We start from the raw sequence: 23,100 nt of genomic DNA, 5'->3' as shown, positions 1-23,100 counted from the left end.
TGTGAAATGACAAGGGCGACCATGCGTCGCCCTTTTTTGTGGAAATGGGGAAGAGAGTTCGCTAAACCGCGACTTTTAAATACCCCTGTTCAATAGCCAGATGCACCAGCTCGGTATTGGTGTGGATCTGCAGTTTGCTTTTAAGCTGGGTCAGGGTATTGGAGATAGTCTTGCTTGATACGTTAAGTGCATTGGCCAGTTGCGTGCGATCCAGCCCTTTGGCTATGCCAATAAACACATCAAACTCGCGCTGGGTCAGCTGATCGCATACGGCTTCATTTTCCTGCATTTGATGCGTTGCTAATTGAATAGCCAGGCTGTGTTCAATATAGCGTTTGCCAGCGCGTACGGTTTTGATCGCATCGATCATGGTATCGGGGCTGCTGCGTTTACTTAAATACCCCATAGCGCCGGTTTGCATGGCGCGCTGAACCACCGAAGGTTCGTCAAACATACTGAAGAAAATGATCTTCAGCTCTGGCCAGCGTTTGGTAATTCTGCCTGCTAAAGTCAGTCCACTGGAGGCTTCCAGATTGATGTCCAGAATCACCAGATCAACTGACTGCTGGCCCAGAATTTTAAGCGCCTGCTGAGCATTTTCGGCTTCGTCTACCTGGGTTTCGGGTAACATCATGGTCAGTAGTGCGCAGTAACCTTGTCTTACAACTGCGTGGTCATCAACGAGCAATATGTGCATGGTTATGCTCCGGTTCTTTAGTAACGGGGACTCTCAGACTGAGGCTGGTGCCGTTGTCCGATGAATCAATAAATAAGCTGCCATTGGCCAACTTTGTCCTTTCTTGCATAGACTCAAGGCCGAGGCCCCGGTGATTACTGTCGGGTGTAAAGCCTGTGCCGTTATCCCTGATTGTCATCAGTAAATCATCCGCATCTGTACTCAGATGAATATCAACCTGGTCGGCCTGTGCGTGTTTGGCTATGTTGTTCAGCGCTTCCTGAACAATGCGATAGACCTGAGTATCCCGCTCCAGGTTGGCTTCAAAGGGCGCGCAGTCTTCCTGCCAGCTAACGTTAACCGGATGAATGTCCTGCCACGACTGCACAACCTGATGAATAGAGCGCACCAGACCGAGACGGTGTAAAAATACCGGGTAGAGCTGCGACGTCACCTCTTTCATGCCCTGATGTACCGCGTTGCACTGCTGCTGAATTTGTTCACACGCCTTGGCTACAAACTCCGGGTGTTCGCGCTGTTGCGACAGCATGTAGGTTTGCACAGTGATGCCGGTAATCAACTGACCCAGATTATCGTGTAATTCCCTGGCCAGACTCTGGCGCTCCTGTTCCTGAATGGCAGCAACGCGTTTGCGCAGTGAAACCACCTGATTTTCCTTGTGCTGCAGGCTTTGGGTCAGAGAGTTGTAATGATCGATAAGGGTTTGAATTTCGGCGATATCGGTGGCGTCACCGCTGTACTGGTAGTGTCCGGTGGTCATGGAATCTAAACCATCGCATAACTTAGCCAGGGGGCGTAAGCGCGAATTGACCGCGTAGCGCAAGCTGAACAAGGTAACCAACAGCGCAACAAAAAAGATACTGAGTACCTGAATAACCGTAGTCGCAATTTCGTCTAACTCGGCATCGGCGTTAGCGGCAATCCACAGCGTCTCTCCCGACAATGCATGCTGAACGGCTTGTGGTGGTATAGGTGTAAAAATATGATTGAACGACCAGGACGGTAATTGCGCCGAGTGCGGCGTGGGTGGCTCGCTGAGCAATACTAGATCGCGATTACTTTGTAACAGCAGTTTGAGGGTTTCCAGTGAGATATCACTCGCAGCCAGCGTTTGCGCTTGCGAAAACGCCGCCCGCCCTTCTTTTTGCACGTCAGCGCGGGCCTGCATGAACATCACTACGGACAGGACCGAAAATACCCCGGTAAAGATCATCACAACGGTCAGTGTAATGCGGTTGGAGGCCAGCATAGATTAGTAAACCTGTATTCTTAACATTCCAATAACATTATATCCTGTTGCCCTGCGCTTGCGTGGTTGTTGGGGTAGTACTTTGGTCAGGAAGGAGGGGGTACTTTAGTCGTATCTTCAGAAAATTAGCGCGGGTATGAATCGGTAATTTCTACTCGCTATACTCACAGTACGAAAGTGCTACAGCCAGAATTGAACAAAAGATCAACAATATTTTTACCATTTATTAATAAATAACAAAGGGTGGTGAAATGAAACGGTTACAAACAATATTGTTGTTCGGGACGCTGTTGGCCGGATGTAGCTCTCTGTCTGCCTGGGCAGGAAGCTGGCAGACCAATCAATCGGTAGGCAACTTTACCAAGGTACATGTATATACGCCGGATACGGTGTCACCCGTTGGTCAGGGGCGAGCCTTACTGGTGGTGTTGCACGGTTGCACACAGTCGGTTGATGCCTATCTTACCGCGAACCTGGAGCCCGCTGCAGACGCTTACGGCATGGTGATAGCAGTGCCGGATGCGCTGAACAAAGCCGGTTTTAGTTGTTGGTCCTACTGGCAGGGAACCAAATCGCGTAGTGCCGGCGACTATGCGAATTTGCTGTCGTTGGTATCAGCCATGACGGCTGACACCAGCAAAGGGATTGACCCTGATCAGGTCTATATTGCCGGGCTGTCATCTGGTGCGGCTTTTGCCAACACCACGGCATGTCTGGCGCCGGATGTATTCGCCGGAGTGGGGGTAAGTGCTGGACCCAGCATCGGCACCAGTTCCAGCGGTGCCATTGGCAGCTGTGAAAATGCTGATGTAGCGACCCGATGCCAGCAATACGCGGGTAGCTACAGTGGATCGCTGAACGATCAAATTGCTTCTATTGCACATGGTGACGCCGATACAACGGTGGATCAATGCTACAACCGACAAAATGCCGAAGGGATGGCCGGGGCTTACAATGTAACGGAACTGCCGGGCAGCAATGTGATTGGCTCAGGTAGTCGCACCATGCAGGAGTTTCTGTGGCAGGACGGTCGTGTATCGATGGTGTGGCTGAACGGTGTGGATCACGCCTGGTCTGGCGGCGCGGGCGCAAGCGGATCCTACATTAACGGTAATGGCTACAACTATGCTATGTACCTGGGTCAGTATTTTGCTGATAACAATCAGCGAGTTGATCGCAATCAGGCCCCGGTAGTCAGTAATGTGTCAGCCGCAGATACCGGCGGGCAGTTGCAGATCAGTGGCAATGCTGTTGATACAGATGGCAGTGTCAGTGCGGTTGAGGTGCTGGTTGAAGACAATGCGCAAAACAATTATCAGTACACCACGTCAACACTGGCAAACGGTGATTTTAGTTTAACCACGGCCAGTCTGCCGGATGCGCTGTATGTTGTCACGGTGAGTGCTACAGATGATGCTGGTGCAACATCTGACGGTGTATCGGTTACTGCCAGGGTGGGGCCGCCACCACCGCCGACAGCGCCAACACTGAGCAATGTAGTGTCTGACGTGTCTGCACAGTGCGTAACCGTTACTGGCGAGGTGTTCGACGAAAACGAAGATCTGACGAGCGTAAGCGCGAGCTTTGCTACCGGCAGTGTTACAGCAAACATCAATGGCATCGCGTTTAATGCGCAGGCGTGCGATCAACCGGGTGGCGAGCAAACCATTATCGTCACAGCCACGGATGCAAGCGGATTATCGGCAACGGCGTCTGTTACTGTTACTGTGGATGCCGGTGTTACCGCAACCCTCAGCGAACATATTAATGCCGGTCGTCTGGACTACACCAACTACGCGAATTGCTACCTTGAGTACAGTGACAATGCGTTTAAGTTAAACGAGTCCTCGGTAAGCGGTCAGCTGTGTCAGTGGCAGGATGACGATGCTTCCTGTGTCGGGCCTCAGCAGGCGTGCAGTGCCGGTGGCGATAACGGGTCAGGGGGTGACGGTGGCTCTGGTGGTGATGGCGGTGATGGTGGCAGTGGCAATACTTGCGCGGAATACACGACTGCCAATTATTATCATAAAGTGGGCGGTCGGGCTTACAGTACCGGTAATTACTGGGCGCCGGATTACTTTGCTCAGGGCACTAACGCACCGATGAGCGGCTCCACATGGGGCAGCAATACCTTGCATTCCAGTGATGGCAGCAATTGGTCATTAGGCAGTTGCCCGTAATCTAAACCCCTAGCTACTACAACAAAAACACAGGCCGAATTGGGCCTGTGTTTTTATTTTACAGCGTTAGTGGTCACTGTGATTATTTGCGGCGACGGATCAGCACCAAGCCTGCCAGCCCAATCAGGCCTGCTAATCCCCAGCTTCCTGCGTGATATTCCACAACGACTTCAGAGGTGACGGGTTGATCAAAGTCGGCACTTTCAAGGCTTTGATAAGAGAGATCTGCGTCACTGTATGCATCTATGGTGGCCACATGTAAGTCAGAATCTGCGTCAATCAGCTCAATCAAAATGTCATAGTCACCTGTTGGATAGCCTGTCTCCAGTTCACTTTCCAGTAACACCGAGTCGTCGCTGCTTTCACCGAATAAGGTAAAAACTGAAGTAACGTGAAACGGCTCGTAAAAATCGTTTTTGCCCAGGTACACAATGGCGTAAACCGGGGCCTGATAGTAGGCTGTGTCGGCATCAAACTCCAGACTGAAGCCATAAAAATAACCATCGTAATCACGGTCGCCATATAGCGTTACCCAGGCGTCGTAGAACCAGTAGTCAATGTGATCTGTGGTGCGTAGCATTTCGCCAGTTTTGCCCTGTAAACTGCTGACGTCGACCTTTCTCTTGTGCTTTGGTGTTGTGGTCAGTGACGTCTGTAGGTCGGGTTGGTTGAACTGCTCTTTTACGTTCACAGTTGGCGTGTCGGCATACGATACACTCGACACGCTCAACGACAGTGCTAATGAAGCCAGTAATACTTTAAGCTGTGACTGTATTTTCATGGTGCATCCCTCTGAGTCATCTTGTTTACATGTGTAGTGTGCGCAGAGTTAGATGAACAAAAACTGAAGTGAAACTTAAGGAAAGATGTATGAAAGCGATGCGAAAGCACGGGCTGGCGGGCTTGGTTTGCTTCATTTTATCTACATGTGCATGGTCAGGCTTGGCAGAAAACCTGACCATTCAGCCGCTCTCGGACACCGTGTTTATGCATCAGTCGTCACGCGAGGTCGAGGGCTTCGGTGATGTGTCGGGTAATGGGCTTATTGTGGTTGATGGTGCGAAGGCGTATTTAATTGATACGCCTTGGGATCGGGCGGACATTCAGGTGATTCATAACTGGCTGGACGCCCGTGCGTTATCGCTGTCTGGTGTCGTTGCAACTCATTCCCATGATGATGCCGGAGGTAACCTGGATGTCTTTCACCAACAACAGATCCCGACCTGGGCGCACGCGCTTACCAGTCAATTGTTAGAAGAGAAGGGGGAGGCGCCTGCAACCCATGCTTTTACAGAGTCTGTTACGGTACTCCCCGAAACGGTTGAACTGTTTTATCCAGGGCCAGGGCATACATTCGATAACATTGTAGTGTGGTTACCCAAACAAAAATTGCTGTTTGGCGGGTGTTTTGTTCGCGCGCTGGAGACTGATTCGATGGGCTACACCGCCGAAGGTGACGTGCAGCAATGGGGCGAGTCTGTGCAGCGGGTGTTGGCTCGCTATCCGAATATTCAAGGCGTTGTGCCCGGTCATGGTAAGGCGGGTAAGGTTGATATGCTTATAAAAACACAGCGTATGGCGAGACAAGCGGCGGCTGAACAATAAAGCCTGTCTTGCAGAAGTGCAGGATAAGCAAAACGTACGACCAATAACATTGTTATGCCCGAGCAGGCCAGATAAGCTGAGTAAATAATAACGAAATAAAAAAGCTGATTTTCCTGCCTGAATTCAATCTTTTATCAGCTTTAATGTGTGCTTTTTTAAGTGTTGTTTGCGATGCCGCGTTTGGTGGTGTCGTGCCGCGTCTTTCCCAAATGCATCAGGACCTCAACTAAGATGGAGTCACTATGCAACGCAGACACTTTATGAAACAGGCTTTGGGCGCGGGACTAGCCAGCTCGCTCCTGGGCTGCACCAGTCAACGACAGCCGGCCAGTTATCATCCGCCCTATTCTCCAGTGACATTGCCTTTAAGCCTGCCGCCACTTGCCAGAGTCGAAGCGCGAAGCGATCGCATTGTTGCTATGAATGTCTGTACCCGTCCATTTCGGGCCATGGGGCCGCGTACTGATGTCGAGTCGATGGGCAATAAAACCGTGATCCACAACTATGGTCATGGTGGCAGTGGTTGGTCGTTGTCCTGGGGCGCCGCGGCGCTGGCAGAGCAGCAAATTCAGGCTGAAGTTAATACGCCTGTGGCAATAGTGGGTTGCGGTGCGATCGGGTTAACCACCGCGATTGCGTGTCAGCGCGCCGGATATCAGGTAACAATTTACGCAAAGGAACGCCCTCCCTACGTGCGCTCTAGTTACGCAACAGGAATCTGGTCGCCGGATTCCCGTATTGTGACACTGGAACATGCCGCCGACTATGCGCAGACCTGGCAATGGATGGCGCGCTTGTCGTATCTACGATTTCAAACACTACTTGGCTTGGCGGGAACGCCGGTCGAATGGACCACCATGTTCCGGCTGGCCGATAAGCCTTTTGACGATAAAGGCGGGCATAATATTCCCGGCGAACCGGCTTATCCAGGGTTTCAGCATCAACTGCTCAGCGATCTCACGCCAAAAGCCAGAGATGTGCCGGAACATCTTAACCCCTTTGCCACACCACACGTTCGCCAGTTTCCGTTGCTGATGTTTAATATCAGCGCCTATTCGCAATATTTACTTGATGTGTTTGCGCGAAATGGTGGGATTATTGTGAATAGAACCCTTTCGCATCAGGATGATTTTAAGCAATTTGATGAATCCATCATTGTTAATTGCACGGGGTATGGTGCGAAAGCTTTATTGAATGACGAGACAATCACACCGGTACGAGGCCAAACCTGCAAGTTGATGCCACAACCCGAGTTGCAATACGGACTGCAATATTTCGACCGGCATACGTCATTTTACCCGCGCCGTGACGGGATCCTGGTACAAGCTGGCGCAGAAGGCGACTTTAATAATCCGCAGGCCAATATAGATCCGGCTGAGTCAGTGGCTGCGGTAAATGCCATTGCCGATATCATGCAGTCGATGCACCGGGTTTAGACAATTATTACAACAAGCCCAACAACGAGCATGTTGTTGGGGCTTGTTTGTAGAACTGCTTTTTGGTGTTTAGTTTGAGGATTGCGCTGCGCGCGCTTTCTCTATGCGATCTTTGAGCATAGGGTGTGAGCTTAGAATTTTATCCATTTCACTCTCCGGAGGCAGAGAGCTGGCCAGCGATTCCAGCGCGTCAGCAAAGTCTTCTGGTGTAAGACCGGCAGCGCTGGCATGACGAAGCGCAAAGTCATCGGCTTCCGTTTCCAGCTTTTGCGAAAACTGATTGTTGATGAGGGTATTACTGGCCCCCATAAACGTTTCGAAAACACCGCTGACGTCACCAAAGAAATACGTGATCACCATGGTGGTTGCAATGGTTTCGGCGATCAGTCTCATAGAGTGTTGCTCGCTGACATGGCCAATTTCATGCAACAAAATAGCCGAGAGCTGCTTTTCGTCCTGTTCCACCAATTCCACTAATTGGTCGGTAAACACAATCGTGCCATTGGGCAGGGCAAACGCATTGGCTCCCATGGTGTCGGTATATCGGAACTGGGTATTGAAACCGGGCTGATCCAACTGAACAGCTTGGTATACGGTTGCAAAGCGCTGGGTCAAACGCTGACGTACATCTTCGTCCAGCCTGGACGGCTCCAAAACGGTTGTATCCAGTGCAGACAGTGTATGCCGTGAGGCCACGTCTTTTAATGTGTAGGGCACATAGGAGGCAAACGTAATCGCTATGGCCGGTATAACAAATTTAAAAATGGCAACTAACATCAAAGGTGCTAACACCACGCTGGCAATGGCCCACCGGGCACTGTTTTCTAACGAAGACAGCGACCAGCCCGTTTGCTTTTTCGCATCCGAGCGGCGGTCAAGCCAATGATGAAGGTTGTCATCGGCCTGCACAGTAATAAGGTCGCCATTGCTTAGTGCAATATCACGGGGCAGGTTACCAACACGACTGTCAGTTCGGAAGGCGCCTTTTTCAAATATACCCAATAAGGTGCGTTCCGGCACAGAGTGCAGCGTAAAGTGACCGTCCTCCAACACCAGTTCAACATGCTGATGCGCTGTTGAACCGGCGGTGTAAAGCTTACCTGTGTATATCATAACGGGGATTAACCCAGTGATACATCGAGGTCAAAGGCACTGGCGACTTCTTCTGCGGTGGCAGTGCCCGTTTGTTCCTTAGACGCAACAACCGTATCAATACCGTCCAGAATATTTACCTGGGTATGCGCAGCCAAATAGCTCAGCGTGCGGGTTTTGACCCAAGGCAACGCCAGTCCCAGACTGAAAATTAACGCCAGCATGTTAGTGAGTTTCAGCAGGATAAAACTACCTACCGTGACATCAGACTCAAACGTAGCGACGTTAGCCAAGCGGGTATTTTCATACATGTGATTACGGATCATGCCTGAGTAAATTGCGCTTGCTAAGGTAAACACAAAGAAATACAGAATGAAGGTGCCCAACATAATCGAAACACTGCCGGTAGGGTCGTTTGCTGCTTCAGAGCCACTGAAGACGGCGGTTGCGCCAACAAGGCCAATACCGATTAAGAAAGTGACAAACGACACGACACCTGCGGCCAGACCTGCAATGAAATAGGTTCCACCACTTAGTTCCGCGCTGAAGGCTTTGTCGCCGTAGGTGGTGTTATTCAAAATGAATTCGTCCATCTTTTTCAATGCCCACGGCATGGCCAGATAAAGCGTGAAAAGAGTCAGGAATGGGAACAACAGAAACACCAGAAACGCTTCGCCATAACGGCCGGTAAAACCAAAGCGAACATTGCGGTAGCTGGTCATTTTCATTGCAAACTGCAAGCCTTTGCAGATTAACCACGGTGACAACACTGCCACAACAAGCATCATGACAAGGCCCACGACCGGGCTGGTGGATACAGCCAGAATATAACCGACGAGTAGAATGGCGCTGATAATGCGACCTTTCAAAATCTGTAAGGGCTCTGCCAAATAAGCAAAACGGTGGCCGTCAATTTCAAGATTGCCATAGAGATAACGGTTGGTGCGCACCTTTGCCCATGCAGAGTAAATTCCCAAAGTAACAATGGTCAGCAGTAAATTCACAATCCAGATAGAAAAGAACTCTTTACCGGTCCCATGGAAGTTCACGGCAGATTTTCGCAGGAATGTACCTTCCGTTTCTGCTTGCGCCTCGTCAGACACATGCTCAGCGTGACTGGCAATTAATTCGTCGAGCTGTTGTGCTCTTTCCGGATATAAGGATTCATCAATTGTTGCGCGAGCGTCGCACAATTCCTGGTATGAATAGGCTGAATAATCGGGTGTGGTATCCACGTGACCTCCTGTCGGCTTGACCGTCCTCGTGACGGCTTTTTATTAGTAATGTGTCCCCAGACTGTTCGTATGCAGCCAAAGGTGAATGATTCTTTTTTAACTGTTTTTGTAAGGGAAAGCAACAGGCCTGAAGGACAGGCCTGGGAAATGAATTATTCTTCTTCGCCTAGTTCTTCTGCGTCGTCGCCGATGTAGTAAGTACCCCAGCCATCGTAGTGGACCTGGTGCTTGTCGGCGATTTTTAACAGCGAATCGATATCGGCATCTAATTCTTCACGCTTTAAAAAGCGTTCAGCAATAATGTCGAAACAGAATACGGTACCGCCGTCGTCAAGGTAGACTTCTTCGGCGTCAGTTACCTCAAAACCTGCCTTGAAAGCATCAACCGCAGCTTTTTCCAGGCGGTCAAAATTATTGCACGCCATGTGGTGTTCGATAGTGTACTTCGCATCGGCTTCGCTGCCGTCGCTGATAAGCGCATCGATGGTTTCCTGATTAAATTCATACCATTCTGCGCGTTCGTCAAATTGTGTCATTGTGCTTCTGCCTTCTCACGTATAGCTATAGTCTATCGTGATTTTTCCATTTCGGCGACTTCGGCATTTAACTCTTCGAACTTTTTTTCCATGCGTTCATGGTAATAGGCCATCCAGCCTTTGGGGGAACGGGAATCGTCGAGTGGCTCAGGTGCTTCTACGTCAACCAGCACCACGCCATTGTTCCAGCGGTTCCAGCGAATTTTGTTGTGCATATTGCTGGCCGTTACCAGCATCAGTGGCGTGTTGGTTCCCTTCGCTAATCGAAACGCGCCAACCTTGAAAGGCAGAATGCCCCGACCGTATGAACGTGTTCCTTCCGGGAAAAACCATATCGACAGATTCTTCTCAGTAATTTTTTTAGCGGTCAGCGTTAGTGTATCCATGGCTTTACTGGTGTTCTTGCGGTCGATAAGGATATTGCCGCTCAGCCAGTAAATTTGGCCAAACACCGGAATCCACTTCAAACTCTTTTTACCAATGGTAACCACGCCGGGAATGGCCGCTTTGCAAATGGTAATAATGTCATAGGTGTTCTGGTGATTCGCGATCATGACATACGACAAATCGGTATCCAAGTTTTCAGGGTAACGAACCACCACTTTGAGCCCGAAAATACGCGACATCATGCTGTACCACTGGCCGGCGATATACACATTGTCACGGTGGAAAGGACGGATAACGCACCGCAATAAGACAACAATATTGATAAACAGAAAGGCGACCACTAACAGCAACGCCCGGATAATTGCTAACACTTAAACACCTATTGAAAAATTTGCGCCGGATTATAACGGCTTAGCTTGCATCATCATCTCCGATCAGTCAGTCTCAGCGCAACAAAAGCCACTGTTGTTATTGGGGACTCGTGCTATGCTTGATCAGAGTAACTATTGTAGCGACTATCGCACTGTATCGTAACGCCGCCAGACCTTTATACGCCCAAATGGTGATAAACGGGTTTGAATGGCTGAGTGAGTTGTTTTTACCATGCAAACTTTTATACCTGAAGAACTAGAACCCGAAATTCTGTCTGACCTGATTGAAGAGATCAATGAGCTGTACGAAGCCAGTGAGCAAACACTTATTGAGCTCGAGTTGAAGCCGGAAGACAATGAATTACAGCGTGCATTGTTCCGTTCCGTGCATACCATCAAAGGGGATCTGGGACTGGTAAACTTCTCGCCCATTATTCCTTTACTGCAGCACGTAGAAGATTTGCTGGATTTTCTGCGCAAGGGGCAGGTGGACTACACCAGTATCATGAGCGATCTGGTGTTGCTGACCATGGACCGCGTGAAACAGTTTGTGGAAAGCGTCATTGCCGAAGGGCAGGCGCAATACGATGATGTGTTGTATCAGCAACTGATCATGGCCATCAAACGCATTACACCAGACAACAAAGCGCAGCATGACAAGCTGTTAGGCGAGGCCGTGCTATTGCTCAATCCTGACCTTGATCAACCGGCTTACGGAGAAGATGAAGGTGAGCAAAGCGCTGAAGCAACCGCTGCGCCTGCGCCACAAAAAGCCACATTAGGTAAAACCGGGATCCCCAAAGATCTCAGCGCGGAAAAGCGCATGGATATTTTGTTTTTCCGCGAGATGATGCAAACCATTGAACATCGCTCCAACTACTGGGCCGGTCGAGGCGATCGCATTGCGAAACTGGCGCTATATGTTAATGATGTCGCCGGTAATCCTATTGAAGAAGATCAACTCGCTGTCGCCTGTTATGTGCACGATTTTGGTATGGCGTTTATGCCGCTGAAATTACTGCACAAGAATGATCCCTACACCGACAATGAATTTAACTTGATGCGCTCGCACGTGTATAAAAGCTCGCGCTTGTTGGAGCATTTGGACCAGTGGGACATGGCTCGCAAAATTGTCATGCAGCACCATGAGCGGGTCGACGGCTCTGGCTATCCGCTAGGTTTAAAAGAAGATGATATCTGTGATGGTGCAAAACTACTGGCGATTCTGGATACCTTTGATGCGATGACGCACTCCCGTGCCCGTGCTGATAAACAGGCGATATCCAAGAAAAAAGCGGTGATTGAACTCAACCGACAGGCTGATGGCAAATTCAGCCAAACCTGGCTCCAGTATTTTAACCGGGCGATGGCCAAGGTGCTGACCCGCTAGACGTGTAAGTCTATTCTGTGGAAACGAAAAAGAGGAAGCCAGGCTTCCTCTTTTTTAGTTTGGCTTTGGTGTGTTACGCGTCGACACCCAGTTCTTTTAACTTGCGAGTGAGGGTGTTGCGTCCCCAACCGAGGCGTTTCGCCGCTTCTTGTTTGTGACCATGGGTGTGGTGTAATGCGCGTTCCAACATGATCTTCTCAAAGGTCAACATGGCGTCATTGAGGATATTGTGCTGACCTTCTTTGAGCTGACGATCCACAAAGGTAGCCAGTAGCTCAGTCCAGTCCCCACTTTGACCACTGCTTTTCTCGGTAACACCGCCGCTGTGAATTTCTGGGGGCAGGTCTGCAGGCAGAACTTCTTGACCTGTTGCCATGACAGTTAACCAGCGACACACGTTCTCCAGCTGACGCACGTTGCCAGGCCAGGGGAGTTGTGTCATGACCTTTTCTGTTTCTTTGCTCAGAATTTTGCATTCCACATCGAGCTCTTTGGAAGCGCGACGAAGGAAGTGTCTGGCCAGTAACGGAATGTCTTCACGACGTTCATTGAGTGACGGAATATGAATGCGAATAACGTTCAGACGGTGAAATAAATCTTCACGGAATTTGCCGTCAGCAACGCGCTTTTCCAGATTTTGGTGCGTCGCGGCGATGATTCGCACGTCGACCGTAACAGACTGGTGTCCGCCAACCCGATAGAACTGACCATCGGCAAGTACCCGTAATAACCGGGTTTGCACATCTAATGGCATATCACCAATTTCGTCGAGGAACAGGGTGCCGCCGTTAGCTTGTTCGAAGCGCCCCTGACGTGCAGCCTGGGCGCCGGTAAACGCGCCTTTTTCGTGGCCGAATAATTCGGACTCAACCAGATCGGCAGGGATCGCCGCCATGTTCAAGGCAATAAACGGATTAGCCGCTCTGGGACTATGGCGATGCAGCGCATGGGCCACCAGTTCTTTACCCGTACCGGACTGGCCGTTGATCAGCACACTGATCGAAGAACGTGACAAGCGTCCAATGGCGCGAAACACTTCCTGCATGGCAGGGGCTTCGCCAATAATCTCGGTGGCTGATTCGGCCTGAGGTACCTGGGTGGTTCGCGATTGCTCCCGCGCGTGAATTAACGCGCGTTCTACCAGTGTGACGGCTTCGTCAATATCAAACGGCTTCGGCAAATATTCGAATGCGCCGCTTTGATACGCGTTAACTGCACTGTCTAAGTCAGAATGCGCCGTCATAATAATTACGGGGATCATGGGGGCAATCTGGTGAACTTCGTTGAGCAACGTCATGCCGTCCATTTGCGGCATGCGAATGTCAGATACGACGACTTCAGGATACTGGCCGGATTCCAGTTGTAACAATAAATCTTGGGGGTTCTCGAAACAGCAGCAGTCGATGTTGGCTACTTGTAATGCTTTTTGTAACACCCATCGAATAGAGCTATCGTCATCAACAATCCATACAGATTCAGTATTCATGATTACGACTCCTTCCTGTCGATCGGTAAAGATATAATAAATTCGGTGTGACCAGGACGGCTGTCGACTTCGATTTTTCCGTCGTGGTGATTAACCAGCGTTTGTGCAATGGACAAGCCCAGCCCTGACCCCGTGTCTTTACTGGTCACCAGTGGGTAAAACAGGGTATCGCGGATGTCGGCAGGAATACCGGGTCCATTGTCGATAATTTTGATTTGCGCAGCCAGCGAATGGCGTTGGCCATGAATAGTTAGCTGACGTTCAATGCGCGTCACCAGCCTGATATGCGGATTAGGTGTTTTCGAATCCCGAAGCGCCTGCACTGCGTTGCGAACAATATTGAGTACGGCTTGTTGCAGCATGTCAGGGTCGACTTTGACATCAGGGATACTGGGGTCGTAATCACGGGAGATCGCGATGGCCTGTGAAGTGTCTGCTTTCATCAGACTACGGATCTTTTCCAGTGGTCGGTGCAAGTTACACCACTCTAACCGCGGTAGGGAATTCGGGCCCAGTAGTCTGTCTACCAGGTTGCGTAAACGGTCAGACTGCTCAATGATAAGCTGGGTAAATTCTTTTTCATCGGGTGATGACAGCGCTTTTTCCAGCAACTGCGCAGCGCCCCGAATACCGCCGAGTGGATTTTTGATTTCATGGGCGAGTCCGCGAATCAACTCACGCGCTGCAAAATGCTGGGCGTGCTGCTGATTTTCCCGTGAAATGCGTTTTTGCTGATCGATCTTTTTAACTTCGAACAACAGCCGGGGGCCATCGTCTGTGTTCAGATTCGTTACTGTTAAGTCGGCTGAAACGACGCGGTTGTCCCGAAAGTACAGTTTAACTTCGTTCTCGGTAAAGTCCTGACCACTGCGAAACGCGGCGCGTAGGCGTGCCTTATTGATGGTGTTGGGCACAAAGAAGTCGGCAATACTGTGACCGTATAGCTGTTTTGTACCGGTAGCAAAAAGTGCCTGACCGGCGTGGTTGGCGTAAACAATACGCAGGGAATTGTCGATAACCACAAGTACGGTGGTTACGCTATCCAGCAAATTGTTGGTATCAAACGGCGTGGCTTGCATGCCAGCTTTCTCCACTTGCACCATTATGGTGCTTCATTATTTCAGGCAAACTAAACCCGTGCAAGATATTCCCAATTAAAAGCTCGCTTGAACCTCATTGGTGCGCGTAATACGCGGGTTTGCTGTTAATTATTGTTAATAAGACGTGATGCCTGATGCAGGTAAAACGTTCGTGGAGTGGTAGATGCAAGAGTCTTGCCCGTATTGTCCTTATGGACAATATAAAATGAGTGTGCGCCACGGGGCAGATTATTCAGGGTAAACAAAGGCGTGGCTTGTTCGCTTTGCAGCTCGTCATTTAAGAAAAGCTGGTACTTGTCGCCTTGTTGCGTGTTGGTGACGCGCGCTGCAATTTGAAGGTTACCCGCATTGTTGCGCACGGTAGCCTGGTCTTCGGGTTGTAATATGGTTATTTCTGAAGGCTGGCGCTGGCGCTTAGCAGACGGGTTTGTCCTGGCTGTCGGTGTGGCGACGGGAGCCGGAGGGCTGACCATACGGTTATCAGGGCCGAGGGTAACGGGCTGACTATCCGGTTGTGGCGTATCGGTATAGGTCACCGAGCCGTCTTTATTGACAACTTTGTAGATCTGCTGGGCGGTGGCTAAGTGGCTGACGCCGCTTGCAATAACCGCACTCAATAGTATTAGTAAAATACGCATGCAGTTGATTGTAGGTGAATTCACATAAAAAAAAAGCCCGCAGTTGCGGGCTTTGGTATTTTATCTGATACGGTGCTTACACACTGTAGTACATGTCGAACTCAACTGGGTGAGTAGACATGTTCAGTTTAGTGACTTCTTCAGACTTCAGCTCGATGTAGGCATCGATCATATCGTCAGACATTACGCCACCTGCAGTCAGGAACTCACGGTCGTTGTCCAGTGCTTCCAGTGCTTGCTCCAGTGAGCTTGCAACAGTTGGGATTTCTGCTGCTTCTTCAGCTGGCAGGTCGTACAAGTCTTTATCCGCTGCATCACCAGGGTGGATCTTGTTCTTAATACCGTCAAGACCCGCCATCAGCATGGCAGTGAAGCCCAGGTATGGGTTTGCAGTTGGGTCAGGGAAACGTACTTCGATACGACGTGCTTTGTCGCTGGTTACGTAAGGAATACGGATTGAAGCTGAGCGGTTACGTGCAGAGTATGCCAGCATTACCGGTGCTTCGAAGCCAGGAACCAAACGCTTGTAAGAGTTAGTAGAAGCGTTAGTGAAAGCATTGATTGCACGCGCGTGCTTAATGATACCACCAATGTAGAACAGTGCTTCTTCAGACAGACCAGCGTACTTGTCACCTGCGAAGATGTTCTTGCCATCTTTGGCGATTGATTGGTGACAGTGCATACCAGAACCGTTGTCACCTACCAGAGGCTTAGGCATGAAAGTAGCAGACAAACCGTAAGAATGCGCAACGTTGTGGATTACATACTTATAGATTTGGATTTCGTCAGCTTTCTTAACCATAGTGTTGAACTGACAAGCGATTTCGTTCTGACCCGCAGTTGCCACTTCGTGGTGGTGCGCTTCAACAACCAGACCCATTTCTTCCATTACCAGACACATAGCGGCACGGATGTCGTGTGCTGAATCTACTGGTGGAACCGGGAAGTAACCGCCTTTAACGCCTGGACGGTGACCCATGTTGCCGTCTGCGAACTCAGAACCTGAGTTCCATGCGGCTTCTGAAGAGTCGATTTTGAACATAGAGCCTGACATATCAGTGTGGTACTTGATATCGTCAAACAGGAAGAATTCTGGCTCTGGGCCAAATAATACAGTGTCACCGATACCAGTAGACTTCAGGTACTCTTCTGCGCGGCGAGCGATTGAACGCGGGTCACGGTCATAACCTTCCATAGTAGAAGGCTCAACGATGTCACAGCGGATGATAACCTGAGTTTCTTCTGCGAATGGGTCAACCACGGCGCTTTCCGCATCTGGCATTAGAATCATGTCTGATTCGTTGATGCCTTTCCAACCGGCGATTGAAGAACCGTCAAACATTTTGCCTTCTTCAAAGAAGTCTTCGTCGATCAGGCCCGCAGGAATAGAAACGTGCTGTTCTTTACCTTTAGTGTCAGTGAAGCGAAGGTCTACAAATTTTGCTTCGCTAGATTTGATTAATTCTAATGCCGATTCAATTGACATCGTGTCCTCCAGGTTATTTTAAATGTGTGAACCAATACTGGGTTCGCAGGTGAGAAATCCCTAAGCGATAATCATGCCATTTGCTTGAGCAAGGCTGGACACCGCGTAAATTCGATCTGTCGTCACGATCTTAAACATTGTTTTGCACCATTATGGTGATTTTATGGTTTATTTTGGTGCAATTGGTGGCCGGCATACACATCAATGTGACCACGCTCCTCATTCTTTCACCCGGCGTGAGAATTAGCAATAGATGAATTTTATTTGAAACTGAAAAAAACATGCGCAAAGCACACGGTTTTTCTGTACAATCCGCGCTCATTTTTATTATTTACAGTGTGTAATAGCCGGTGTGTGCTGCAAGGCCATATGTTTGGCGGGCTGCACACCCTGCAGGTTGATTTTCAATGAATGTAACTGACATCAATAAGCTAAGAAATATCGCGATTATCGCGCACGTTGACCACGGTAAGACTACCCTGGTAGACAAACTGCTACAGCAGTCGGGCACCCTCGAAACCCGAGGCGAAGCGCAAGAACGCGTCATGGACTCTAACGATATCGAGAAAGAGCGTGGTATTACCATCCTGGCCAAAAACACGGCCATTAACTGGAACGACTACCGCATCAATATCGTTGACACCCCAGGACACGCCGATTTCGGCGGGGAAGTAGAACGTGTAATGTCGATGGCTGATTCTGTACTGCTGCTTGTTGATGCGCAGGAAGGTCCAATGCCACAGACGCGTTTCGTAACGCAAAAAGCCTTTGCTCAGGGTTTGAAGCCGATTGTTGTTATCAACAAAATCGACAAGCCTGGGGCACGTCCTGACTGGGTAATGGATCAGGTATTTGACCTGTTCGATAACCTGGGGGCGACCGACGACCAGTTAGACTTCCAGGTTGTTTACGCGTCTGCATTGAATGGCTGGGCGTCATTGGATGCTGACGAGCCAGCTGAAGATATGACCGCGTTGTTCCAGACTATCGTTGATCAGGTTTCTCCACCGGATGCGGATATCGATGGTGCTTTCCAGATGCAAATCTCGCAGCTGGACTACAACTCATACGTTGGTGTTATCGGTGTTGGTCGTGTTAAGCGCGGAAGTGTAAAGCCAAACCAGCAAGTGACTGTTGTTACCGCTGACGGCAAAACCCGTAACGGTAAAGTAGGTCTGGTATATGGTTACCTGGGTCTGGCACGTCACGAAGTCGAAATGGCAACGGCGGGCGACATTATCGCGATTACCGGTTTAGGTGAACTGAAAATCTCTGACACTATCTGTGACGTGAATACCGTTGAAGCATTGCCGCCACTGAGCGTTGATGAACCAACGGTAACGATGACCTTCCAGGTAAACACCTCACCGTTTGCCGGCAAAGAAGGTAAATACGTGACTTCACGTAACATCCTTGAGCGTTTACAGGACGAACTGGTTCACAACGTTGCACTGCGCGTTGAAGAAACCAGTGACCCGGATAAATTCCGCGTATCAGGTCGTGGTGAACTACACCTGGGTATCCTTATTGAAAACATGCGTCGTGAAGGCTATGAAATTGCCGTATCACGCCCGGAAGTAATCCTGAAGGAAGAAGACGGCCAGTTAATGGAACCGTTTGAAACCCTGACAATTGACTGTGAAGAACAGCACCAGGGTTCAATTATGGAGCAACTGGGTCTGCGTAAAGCTGAAATGACCGATATGTCTCCGGATGGTAAAGGCCGTATTCGTATGGACTTTATGATCCCAAGCCGCGGCTTAATCGGTTTCCAGACCGAATTTATGACGCTGACTTCAGGTTCAGGTTTGCTATATCACTCATTCGACCATTATGGTCCGCACAAAGGCGGTACAATTGGTAAGCGTAAGAATGGTGTACTTATTGCCAACGCGCCGGGTAAAGCACTGACTAACGCCCTGTTCAACCTGCAGGAGCGTGGACGTTTGTTCATTGGTCACGGTGTTGAAGTTTACGAAGGTATGGTTATTGGTATCCACAGCCGTGATAACGACCTGACGGTTAACGCACTGAAAGGTAAACAGTTAACTAACGTTCGTGCGTCTGGTACTGACGAAGCGCAAACCCTGGTGCCACCTATCAAGATGTCACTTGAGCAAGCACTTGAGTTCATCGATGACGACGAACTGGTAGAAGTGACCCCAGAGAGCATTCGTATTCGTAAGAAGTTACTTACTGAAAACGACCGTAAGCGCGCGTCTCGCAGCAAGTAGTCATTACGTCGGGTACATCTCAGTTTTTGTGATGTTCGCCGCGAATTATTCGATTTAGTTATATATGCAAAGGCCGGTTGCTATCGCAACCGGCCTTTTTCTATTACTATTAGGAACATAGTAACTTGTGTGGTGTGGTCATCGGGCGTTTGAGCAAAATCGGTGATCCCGTTTTATAATAGTAGGACACGCACAGATAAGGCTTTCAGGCTGGTCATGTGTTAACGCCCTTCTTATTCGTTTAATTTAGATGGTTTGGTTTCAATCCTATGTCTACGTTTACCATTGCCGTTATTGATGATGATGAAGTATCGCTGGAACTCATCGCTCACATCATTGAATCGGAGCTGGATGCACAAGTTATCAGTTTTGCACGCAGTGCATTCGCAAAAGAATTCTTAATGCATCAAAACGACACATCGCTGGATATGATAATCAGTGATATGGTGATGCCGGAATACGATGGCTTGTCTTTACTGCGCGCGTGTCGCGAGAAGGGGCTCAGCGTCCCGTTTATTTTTATGACAGCTTATGCAACGCGTCAGACCGAAATGCTGGCCAAACAACTGGGAGCCGTCGCTTACCTGGTGAAGCCAATCAGACGCGAAAAACTAATAAGCCTGTTAACCGAACAACTGACAAAGTAATGTCGCAATCGAACTAAAAGGTAGTCGCAGTGAGTACGTTTGATCACACGCCTGACCGCAGCAATCAGTGGTCGTTTAAATGGCAAAAATATGCAGGCAAAGACATTTTGCCTTGTTGGGTAGCAGACACAGAGTTTCGCTGTGCGCCGCCTATTCTGGACGCGTTACACGCACTGACAGAGCACGGTGTGATGGGATACACACTGCCTGCCCAGCATCAGCCCGCCAACGATGCCATTGTGCGCTGGTTACGTGACAAGCACGACTGGGCAATTGAGTCAGACTGGATTGTGTGGACACCGGGTGTTGTTCCGGCTTTCAACGTCGCCATAAAAGCATATTGTGAAGACGGCGACAAAGTGTTGGTGCAAACGCCAAACTATCCACCATTGTTAGCTGCGCCCGCGTTAAATAACACGCAACGCGTTGATATTCCCACCGTGCTGCAAGACGGACGCTGGACGCTGGATCTGGACGCGCTGGAGAAAGAAGCGGCAGATCCGCGCTGCAAGCTGATGATCCTGTGTAATCCGATGAATCCCGTTGGTTCTGTGATGACCCAGCAAGAAGTCGACGCTATTGCGGCTATTTGTGAACAACACAACGTCAAGTTATGTTCCGACGAAATTCACTGTGACCTTATACTCAATGAGCAGGTAAAACACATTCCTGCCGGGCGGGTTGCCGCATTGCAAGATCGCAGTATTACCTTAATGGCCGCCAGTAAAACCTTTAACGTTGCGGGTTTAGGGACCTCATTTGCGATTATCCCTGATGCCTCGTTACGTCGTAAGTTTACCCAAGCCGCCGCTGGCATCGTGCCCTGGGCAAATATTATGGGGTTGGAAGCGACTCGCGCCGCCTTCACTGAAGGTGATGAGTGGCTGGCAGAGCAAATCGCGTATTTGCGTGAAAACCGTGATTACCTGGTTTCTCGTATAAACGACATCGACGGTTTGTCTGTGGTATCTGCAGACGCCACCTTCCTGGCGTGGATCGATGGCAGTGGACTGGGTGTAACAGACGTACAGCAATGGTGTGAATCTAAAGGTATTGGTCCGTCGCCGGGCAAAGACTTTGGTGCCCCCCAGTTCTTCCGCATTAACTTCGGCTGCAGCCGCGCGATGTTAACGGAGATCCTGGACCGGTTAAGCAAATAGCTTTTGGTACGTCAGTCCGACGATCAGAGCAACCACGCTAGCTCCCAACACATTGGCCGTTAAGCGATTGCGAAGCGCGCCAAGTTGGGGGTGCGTATTCATCATATACAGCAGCAACAGCGCAATAATCGGCAGTAAAATACCGTTCGCCGCCTGAGCGAACAAAATCGCATACAATGGCTTGGTGCCGGTTAACGTCGCCACGACGCCTGCCACTAACACAATTCCCCAGACTGCGCGAAACCATACGCTGGTAAGATCCGTTGGTTTGTTCAGTGCGCCGCACACCGCATAAGCAGCCGCAAGTGGTGCAGTGATTGCGCTGGTGAGACCGGCTGCAAACATACCCATAGCAAAGAAGACTTCCGCGTAAGGTCCTAACAGCGGAGCGAGTTGCGCCGGCAGGTTGCCGGCGTTCAGTGCATCGGCCTGACCAAAGAAAGTCTGCATGGCGGTGGCCATGATCACCAGCGTAATTAACCCGCCCAGGCCAATAGCGATACCAGATTGGCGACGGTACTCACTGGCTGGTTGGCTGTGTTCCTGCTGTTGTCGCGCTATCAGACTGGCGTGTAAAAACAGGTTATAAGGCACAATCGTTGTGCCTATCAGTGCCAGAATTGTCGTCAGACTCTCAGTATTGATTACCGGATCGGTAATTTGGCTTAACATACCCGACCAATCAGGTTCGGACACTGCAAATGTAACAACAAACACCAGCGCCATGATTGCCACTAATGCGACCAGCACGTTTTCAATAAGCTGATATTTACCGCGCCACAGCAGAATGGCTGCGAGGCCACCCATGACCCCACCCCAGGGGCCGATGCCCAGCGCAACAATATTATTCAGGCCCAGCGCCGCGCCAGTGAGATTGCCGGATTCATAGGCCGCATTGCCAACACCGATAGCCCCAACGACCAGCAACACTAAGGGATATTTAATCCAGGGCAGTCTGAACTGATGATGCAGGGCCTCGCTCATGCCTTTGCCGGTAGCAAAGCCTAAACGCACGGCCATATCCTGCAGCACTATGGTCGCAAGCACAGAGAACACTAATGCCCAAACCAAATGGAAGCCAAACTGCGCGCCGGCCAGACTGGCAGTGGTGACAGTACCGGGACCAATAAAGGCCGCGGCAATAATGTATCCGGATTTGGTTCGGGATTGGCTCATGCTACACTCGTTATTATTGTTTTAAGCTGGACACATCACAGGCAGGTATCGCGGATATCGCGACGCTTATCTTCCTGTGCTGTTTTAGCTATTAAACCATGCCTGCTAACCAGTGAACAGATGCAAGCGAAGGGAACAGACCATGCCACAGGCAATCAGTATTTTTGAACACCCGGCATTAAAGCACATGCTCGCATCGCGCCCCTATGCGGAGGGGGTGATCTTTGCCGTTGCTTCCTCGCCTGAAATTCCCATGCCTGAAGAATGGATGCCCTGGGTGATTGAACAGTCTGGTTCGCATAGCATTAGCAAAGGTCAGGCAGACGACATGGCAGATGGGCTAATGAAAGTGCTGCGCGATGCACTTGATGCAATGCGCAAACAACAGGTGCTGCTGCCAGTGTATTGTACCTGGTCTGAAAATGACGCTGAGCGAGCCGGATTATGTGAATGGTTAAAAGGATTACTGACCGGACATCAACAACTGGAGAAAGTCTGGCAACGTGCGTGGCATGAGGGAGGCGAACAAGGCTCAGATTTACCTGGGTTAGCAGAACGGTTGACGCGCTGTCTGAAGTTGTTTTCTACATTGGCCGAACCAGAGCAAGCCATTGCCAATGCGCCTGACGCACAGCGCAAGGTTTTAGCCGACGGGCTGCCCAAGCTAGCGGCCAGTTTACCGGCTATGCTGCAAGAATATGTTGCGATCAGTGGTGAATTAGCCGGACATTTACCCAATCAATTCGAAACGTTTAAATCTGAGTAGGGAAAAGCCAGGCAGTATGTTTAACGCTGCCGCTGCCTGAACTGAAGGTGTTCCTTCGCACTGGTTACATAATTGTCCAGCGCTTGCTTAGCTTCGTCGTACGCCATTTGTAATTCTTCTGAGGCGGGATCGGCACGCAGGGCTTCAAAAGCGATATCCGTTTTGTGTAACAGCTCTTTGAGTAGCTGGTTATTCACGTCCATGTATTGTCCTTGTTAAGCACCCTTAC

21 protein-coding genes are annotated in these 23,100 nt (G+C 49.9%); 8 read left to right on the top strand and 13 right to left on the bottom strand.

Annotation, left to right across the window (positions count from 1 at the left end):
* Window positions 1-61: 61 nt before the first annotated feature.
* Window positions 62-697, bottom strand: a complete 636-nt coding sequence (locus BUB81_RS13545) for a response regulator (protein ID WP_073323624.1) — start codon at window positions 695-697, stop codon at window positions 62-64.
* Window positions 678-1,946 (bottom strand): sensor histidine kinase, encoded by a 1,269-nt coding sequence (locus BUB81_RS13540; protein WP_073323622.1) that lies wholly within the window; start codon window positions 1,944-1,946, stop codon window positions 678-680. The genes BUB81_RS13545 and BUB81_RS13540 overlap by 20 nt, the downstream gene beginning before the upstream one ends.
* A 251-nt stretch (window positions 1,947-2,197) precedes the next feature.
* Here BUB81_RS13540 and BUB81_RS13535 point away from each other — a divergent pair, with 251 nt between their 5' ends.
* Window positions 2,198-4,126 (top strand): extracellular catalytic domain type 1 short-chain-length polyhydroxyalkanoate depolymerase, encoded by a 1,929-nt coding sequence (locus tag BUB81_RS13535; RefSeq protein ID WP_073323620.1) that lies wholly within the window; start codon window positions 2,198-2,200, stop codon window positions 4,124-4,126.
* Between the two features lie 82 nt (window positions 4,127-4,208).
* Here the strand turns inward: BUB81_RS13535 and BUB81_RS13530 are convergent, their stop codons facing one another.
* Window positions 4,209-4,907, bottom strand: a complete 699-nt coding sequence (locus BUB81_RS13530; RefSeq protein ID WP_073323618.1) for a choice-of-anchor H family protein — start codon at window positions 4,905-4,907, stop codon at window positions 4,209-4,211.
* 89 nt (window positions 4,908-4,996) lie between these two features.
* On the opposite strand from BUB81_RS13530, the gene bla reads away from it, so the two are divergent.
* Entirely contained in the window at window positions 4,997-5,731 is a 735-nt protein-coding gene (gene bla / locus BUB81_RS13525; RefSeq protein ID WP_084526532.1) for a subclass B1 metallo-beta-lactamase, read from the top strand.
* 242 nt (window positions 5,732-5,973) lie between these two features.
* Window positions 5,974-7,167 carry an FAD-dependent oxidoreductase gene (locus tag BUB81_RS13520; RefSeq protein ID WP_073323616.1) on the top strand — a complete coding sequence of 398 codons (1,194 nt, stop codon included), beginning with the start codon at window positions 5,974-5,976 and terminating at the stop codon, window positions 7,165-7,167.
* A 69-nt stretch (window positions 7,168-7,236) separates the two neighbouring features.
* Here the strand turns inward: BUB81_RS13520 and BUB81_RS13515 are convergent, their stop codons facing one another.
* The 4 genes from BUB81_RS13515 to BUB81_RS13500 all read right to left on the bottom strand — a co-directional run bounded on the left by BUB81_RS13515 (window position 7,237) and on the right by BUB81_RS13500 (window position 10,788).
* Entirely contained in the window at window positions 7,237-8,280 is a 1,044-nt protein-coding gene (locus tag BUB81_RS13515) for a M48 family metallopeptidase (RefSeq protein WP_073323614.1), read from the bottom strand.
* Between the two features lie 8 nt (window positions 8,281-8,288).
* Window positions 8,289-9,494, bottom strand: a complete 1,206-nt coding sequence (locus BUB81_RS13510) for a YjgN family protein (protein ID WP_073323612.1) — start codon at window positions 9,492-9,494, stop codon at window positions 8,289-8,291.
* 152 nt (window positions 9,495-9,646) lie between these two features.
* Window positions 9,647-10,030, bottom strand: coding sequence for a ribonuclease E inhibitor RraB (gene rraB / locus BUB81_RS13505; protein ID WP_073323610.1), 384 nt, complete (start codon window positions 10,028-10,030; stop codon window positions 9,647-9,649).
* Window positions 10,031-10,062: 32 nt separating this feature from the next.
* On the bottom strand, window positions 10,063-10,788 hold the full coding sequence (locus BUB81_RS13500; protein ID WP_073323608.1) for a 1-acylglycerol-3-phosphate O-acyltransferase: 726 nt from the start codon (window positions 10,786-10,788) through the stop codon (window positions 10,063-10,065).
* A gap of 232 nt (window positions 10,789-11,020) precedes the next feature.
* Between BUB81_RS13500 and BUB81_RS13495 the strand changes: the two genes are divergently transcribed.
* Window positions 11,021-12,178, top strand: coding sequence for an HD domain-containing phosphohydrolase (locus BUB81_RS13495; protein WP_073323606.1), 1,158 nt, complete (start codon window positions 11,021-11,023; stop codon window positions 12,176-12,178).
* Between the two features lie 73 nt (window positions 12,179-12,251).
* Here the strand turns inward: BUB81_RS13495 and glnG are convergent, their stop codons facing one another.
* From glnG to glnA, 4 genes are all read right to left on the bottom strand, one after another.
* On the bottom strand, window positions 12,252-13,664 hold the full coding sequence (glnG, locus tag BUB81_RS13490; protein WP_073323604.1) for a nitrogen regulation protein NR(I): 1,413 nt from the start codon (window positions 13,662-13,664) through the stop codon (window positions 12,252-12,254).
* A gap of 2 nt (window positions 13,665-13,666) precedes the next feature.
* The gene (glnL, locus tag BUB81_RS13485) at window positions 13,667-14,743 is read right to left on the bottom strand and encodes a nitrogen regulation protein NR(II) (RefSeq protein ID WP_073323915.1); all 1,077 of its coding nucleotides are present in this window, start codon (window positions 14,741-14,743) and stop codon (window positions 13,667-13,669) included.
* Window positions 14,744-14,868: 125 nt separating this feature from the next.
* On the bottom strand, window positions 14,869-15,402 hold the full coding sequence (locus tag BUB81_RS13480) for a DUF4124 domain-containing protein (RefSeq protein ID WP_073323602.1): 534 nt from the start codon (window positions 15,400-15,402) through the stop codon (window positions 14,869-14,871).
* Between the two features lie 76 nt (window positions 15,403-15,478).
* A complete protein-coding gene (gene glnA, locus BUB81_RS13475) occupies window positions 15,479-16,888 on the bottom strand; it encodes a glutamate--ammonia ligase (protein ID WP_073323600.1) in 1,410 nt (469 codons plus the stop codon).
* A gap of 407 nt (window positions 16,889-17,295) precedes the next feature.
* Here glnA and typA point away from each other — a divergent pair, with 407 nt between their 5' ends.
* The 3 genes from typA (at window position 17,296) to BUB81_RS13460 (ending at window position 20,929) form a co-directional block, all read left to right on the top strand.
* Window positions 17,296-19,122: a translational GTPase TypA gene (gene typA / locus BUB81_RS13470; RefSeq protein WP_073323598.1), complete on the top strand. Its 1,827-nt coding sequence runs from the start codon at window positions 17,296-17,298 to the stop codon at window positions 19,120-19,122.
* Between the two features lie 269 nt (window positions 19,123-19,391).
* The gene (locus BUB81_RS13465) at window positions 19,392-19,769 is read left to right on the top strand and encodes a response regulator transcription factor (protein ID WP_073323596.1); all 378 of its coding nucleotides are present in this window, start codon (window positions 19,392-19,394) and stop codon (window positions 19,767-19,769) included.
* 29 nt (window positions 19,770-19,798) lie between these two features.
* Entirely contained in the window at window positions 19,799-20,929 is a 1,131-nt protein-coding gene (locus BUB81_RS13460) for a MalY/PatB family protein (protein WP_073323594.1), read from the top strand.
* On the opposite strand, the gene BUB81_RS13455 is transcribed toward BUB81_RS13460, so the two are convergent.
* Entirely contained in the window at window positions 20,918-22,105 is a 1,188-nt protein-coding gene (locus tag BUB81_RS13455; RefSeq protein WP_073323592.1) for an Nramp family divalent metal transporter, read from the bottom strand. The two genes, BUB81_RS13460 and BUB81_RS13455, sit on opposite strands and share 12 nt — an antisense overlap.
* 142 nt (window positions 22,106-22,247) lie before the next feature.
* Here BUB81_RS13455 and BUB81_RS13450 point away from each other — a divergent pair, with 142 nt between their 5' ends.
* On the top strand, window positions 22,248-22,871 hold the full coding sequence (locus BUB81_RS13450) for a UPF0149 family protein (protein WP_073323590.1): 624 nt from the start codon (window positions 22,248-22,250) through the stop codon (window positions 22,869-22,871).
* Between the two features lie 20 nt (window positions 22,872-22,891).
* Here BUB81_RS13450 and BUB81_RS13445 read toward each other — a convergent pair whose 3' ends face one another.
* On the bottom strand, window positions 22,892-23,074 hold the full coding sequence (locus BUB81_RS13445) for a hypothetical protein (RefSeq protein ID WP_073323588.1): 183 nt from the start codon (window positions 23,072-23,074) through the stop codon (window positions 22,892-22,894).
* Between the last annotated feature and the right edge of the window lie 26 nt (window positions 23,075-23,100).

It is taken from the genome of Marisediminitalea aggregata (assembly GCF_900129565.1).
Taxonomy (GTDB): Bacteria; Pseudomonadota; Gammaproteobacteria; order Enterobacterales; family Alteromonadaceae; genus Alteromonas; species Alteromonas aggregata.
The sequence above is the reverse complement of the archived record's forward strand: the minus strand, read 5'-3'. Positions and strand labels throughout refer to the sequence as shown.

Coding starts and splice junctions, on each gene's coding strand:
- BUB81_RS13545 (WP_073323624.1), bottom strand. CDS start 697: ATGCACATATTGCTCGTTGATGACCACGCAGTTGTAAGACAAGGTTAC.
- BUB81_RS13540 (WP_073323622.1), bottom strand. CDS start 1,946: ATGCTGGCCTCCAACCGCATTACACTGACCGTTGTGATGATCTTTACC.
- BUB81_RS13535 (WP_073323620.1), top strand. CDS start 2,198: ATGAAACGGTTACAAACAATATTGTTGTTCGGGACGCTGTTGGCCGGA.
- BUB81_RS13530 (WP_073323618.1), bottom strand. CDS start 4,907: ATGAAAATACAGTCACAGCTTAAAGTATTACTGGCTTCATTAGCACTG.
- bla (WP_084526532.1), top strand. CDS start 4,997: ATGAAAGCGATGCGAAAGCACGGGCTGGCGGGCTTGGTTTGCTTCATT.
- BUB81_RS13520 (WP_073323616.1), top strand. CDS start 5,974: ATGCAACGCAGACACTTTATGAAACAGGCTTTGGGCGCGGGACTAGCC.
- BUB81_RS13515 (WP_073323614.1), bottom strand. CDS start 8,280: ATGATATACACAGGTAAGCTTTACACCGCCGGTTCAACAGCGCATCAG.
- rraB (WP_073323610.1), bottom strand. CDS start 10,030: ATGACACAATTTGACGAACGCGCAGAATGGTATGAATTTAATCAGGAA.
- BUB81_RS13495 (WP_073323606.1), top strand. CDS start 11,021: ATGCAAACTTTTATACCTGAAGAACTAGAACCCGAAATTCTGTCTGAC.
- glnG (WP_073323604.1), bottom strand. CDS start 13,664: ATGAATACTGAATCTGTATGGATTGTTGATGACGATAGCTCTATTCGA.
- glnL (WP_073323915.1), bottom strand. CDS start 14,743: ATGCAAGCCACGCCGTTTGATACCAACAATTTGCTGGATAGCGTAACC.
- BUB81_RS13480 (WP_073323602.1), bottom strand. CDS start 15,402: ATGCGTATTTTACTAATACTATTGAGTGCGGTTATTGCAAGCGGCGTC.
- glnA (WP_073323600.1), bottom strand. CDS start 16,888: ATGTCAATTGAATCGGCATTAGAATTAATCAAATCTAGCGAAGCAAAA.
- typA (WP_073323598.1), top strand. CDS start 17,296: ATGAATGTAACTGACATCAATAAGCTAAGAAATATCGCGATTATCGCG.
- BUB81_RS13465 (WP_073323596.1), top strand. CDS start 19,392: ATGTCTACGTTTACCATTGCCGTTATTGATGATGATGAAGTATCGCTG.
- BUB81_RS13455 (WP_073323592.1), bottom strand. CDS start 22,105: ATGAGCCAATCCCGAACCAAATCCGGATACATTATTGCCGCGGCCTTT.
- BUB81_RS13450 (WP_073323590.1), top strand. CDS start 22,248: ATGCCACAGGCAATCAGTATTTTTGAACACCCGGCATTAAAGCACATG.
- BUB81_RS13445 (WP_073323588.1), bottom strand. CDS start 23,074: ATGGACGTGAATAACCAGCTACTCAAAGAGCTGTTACACAAAACGGAT.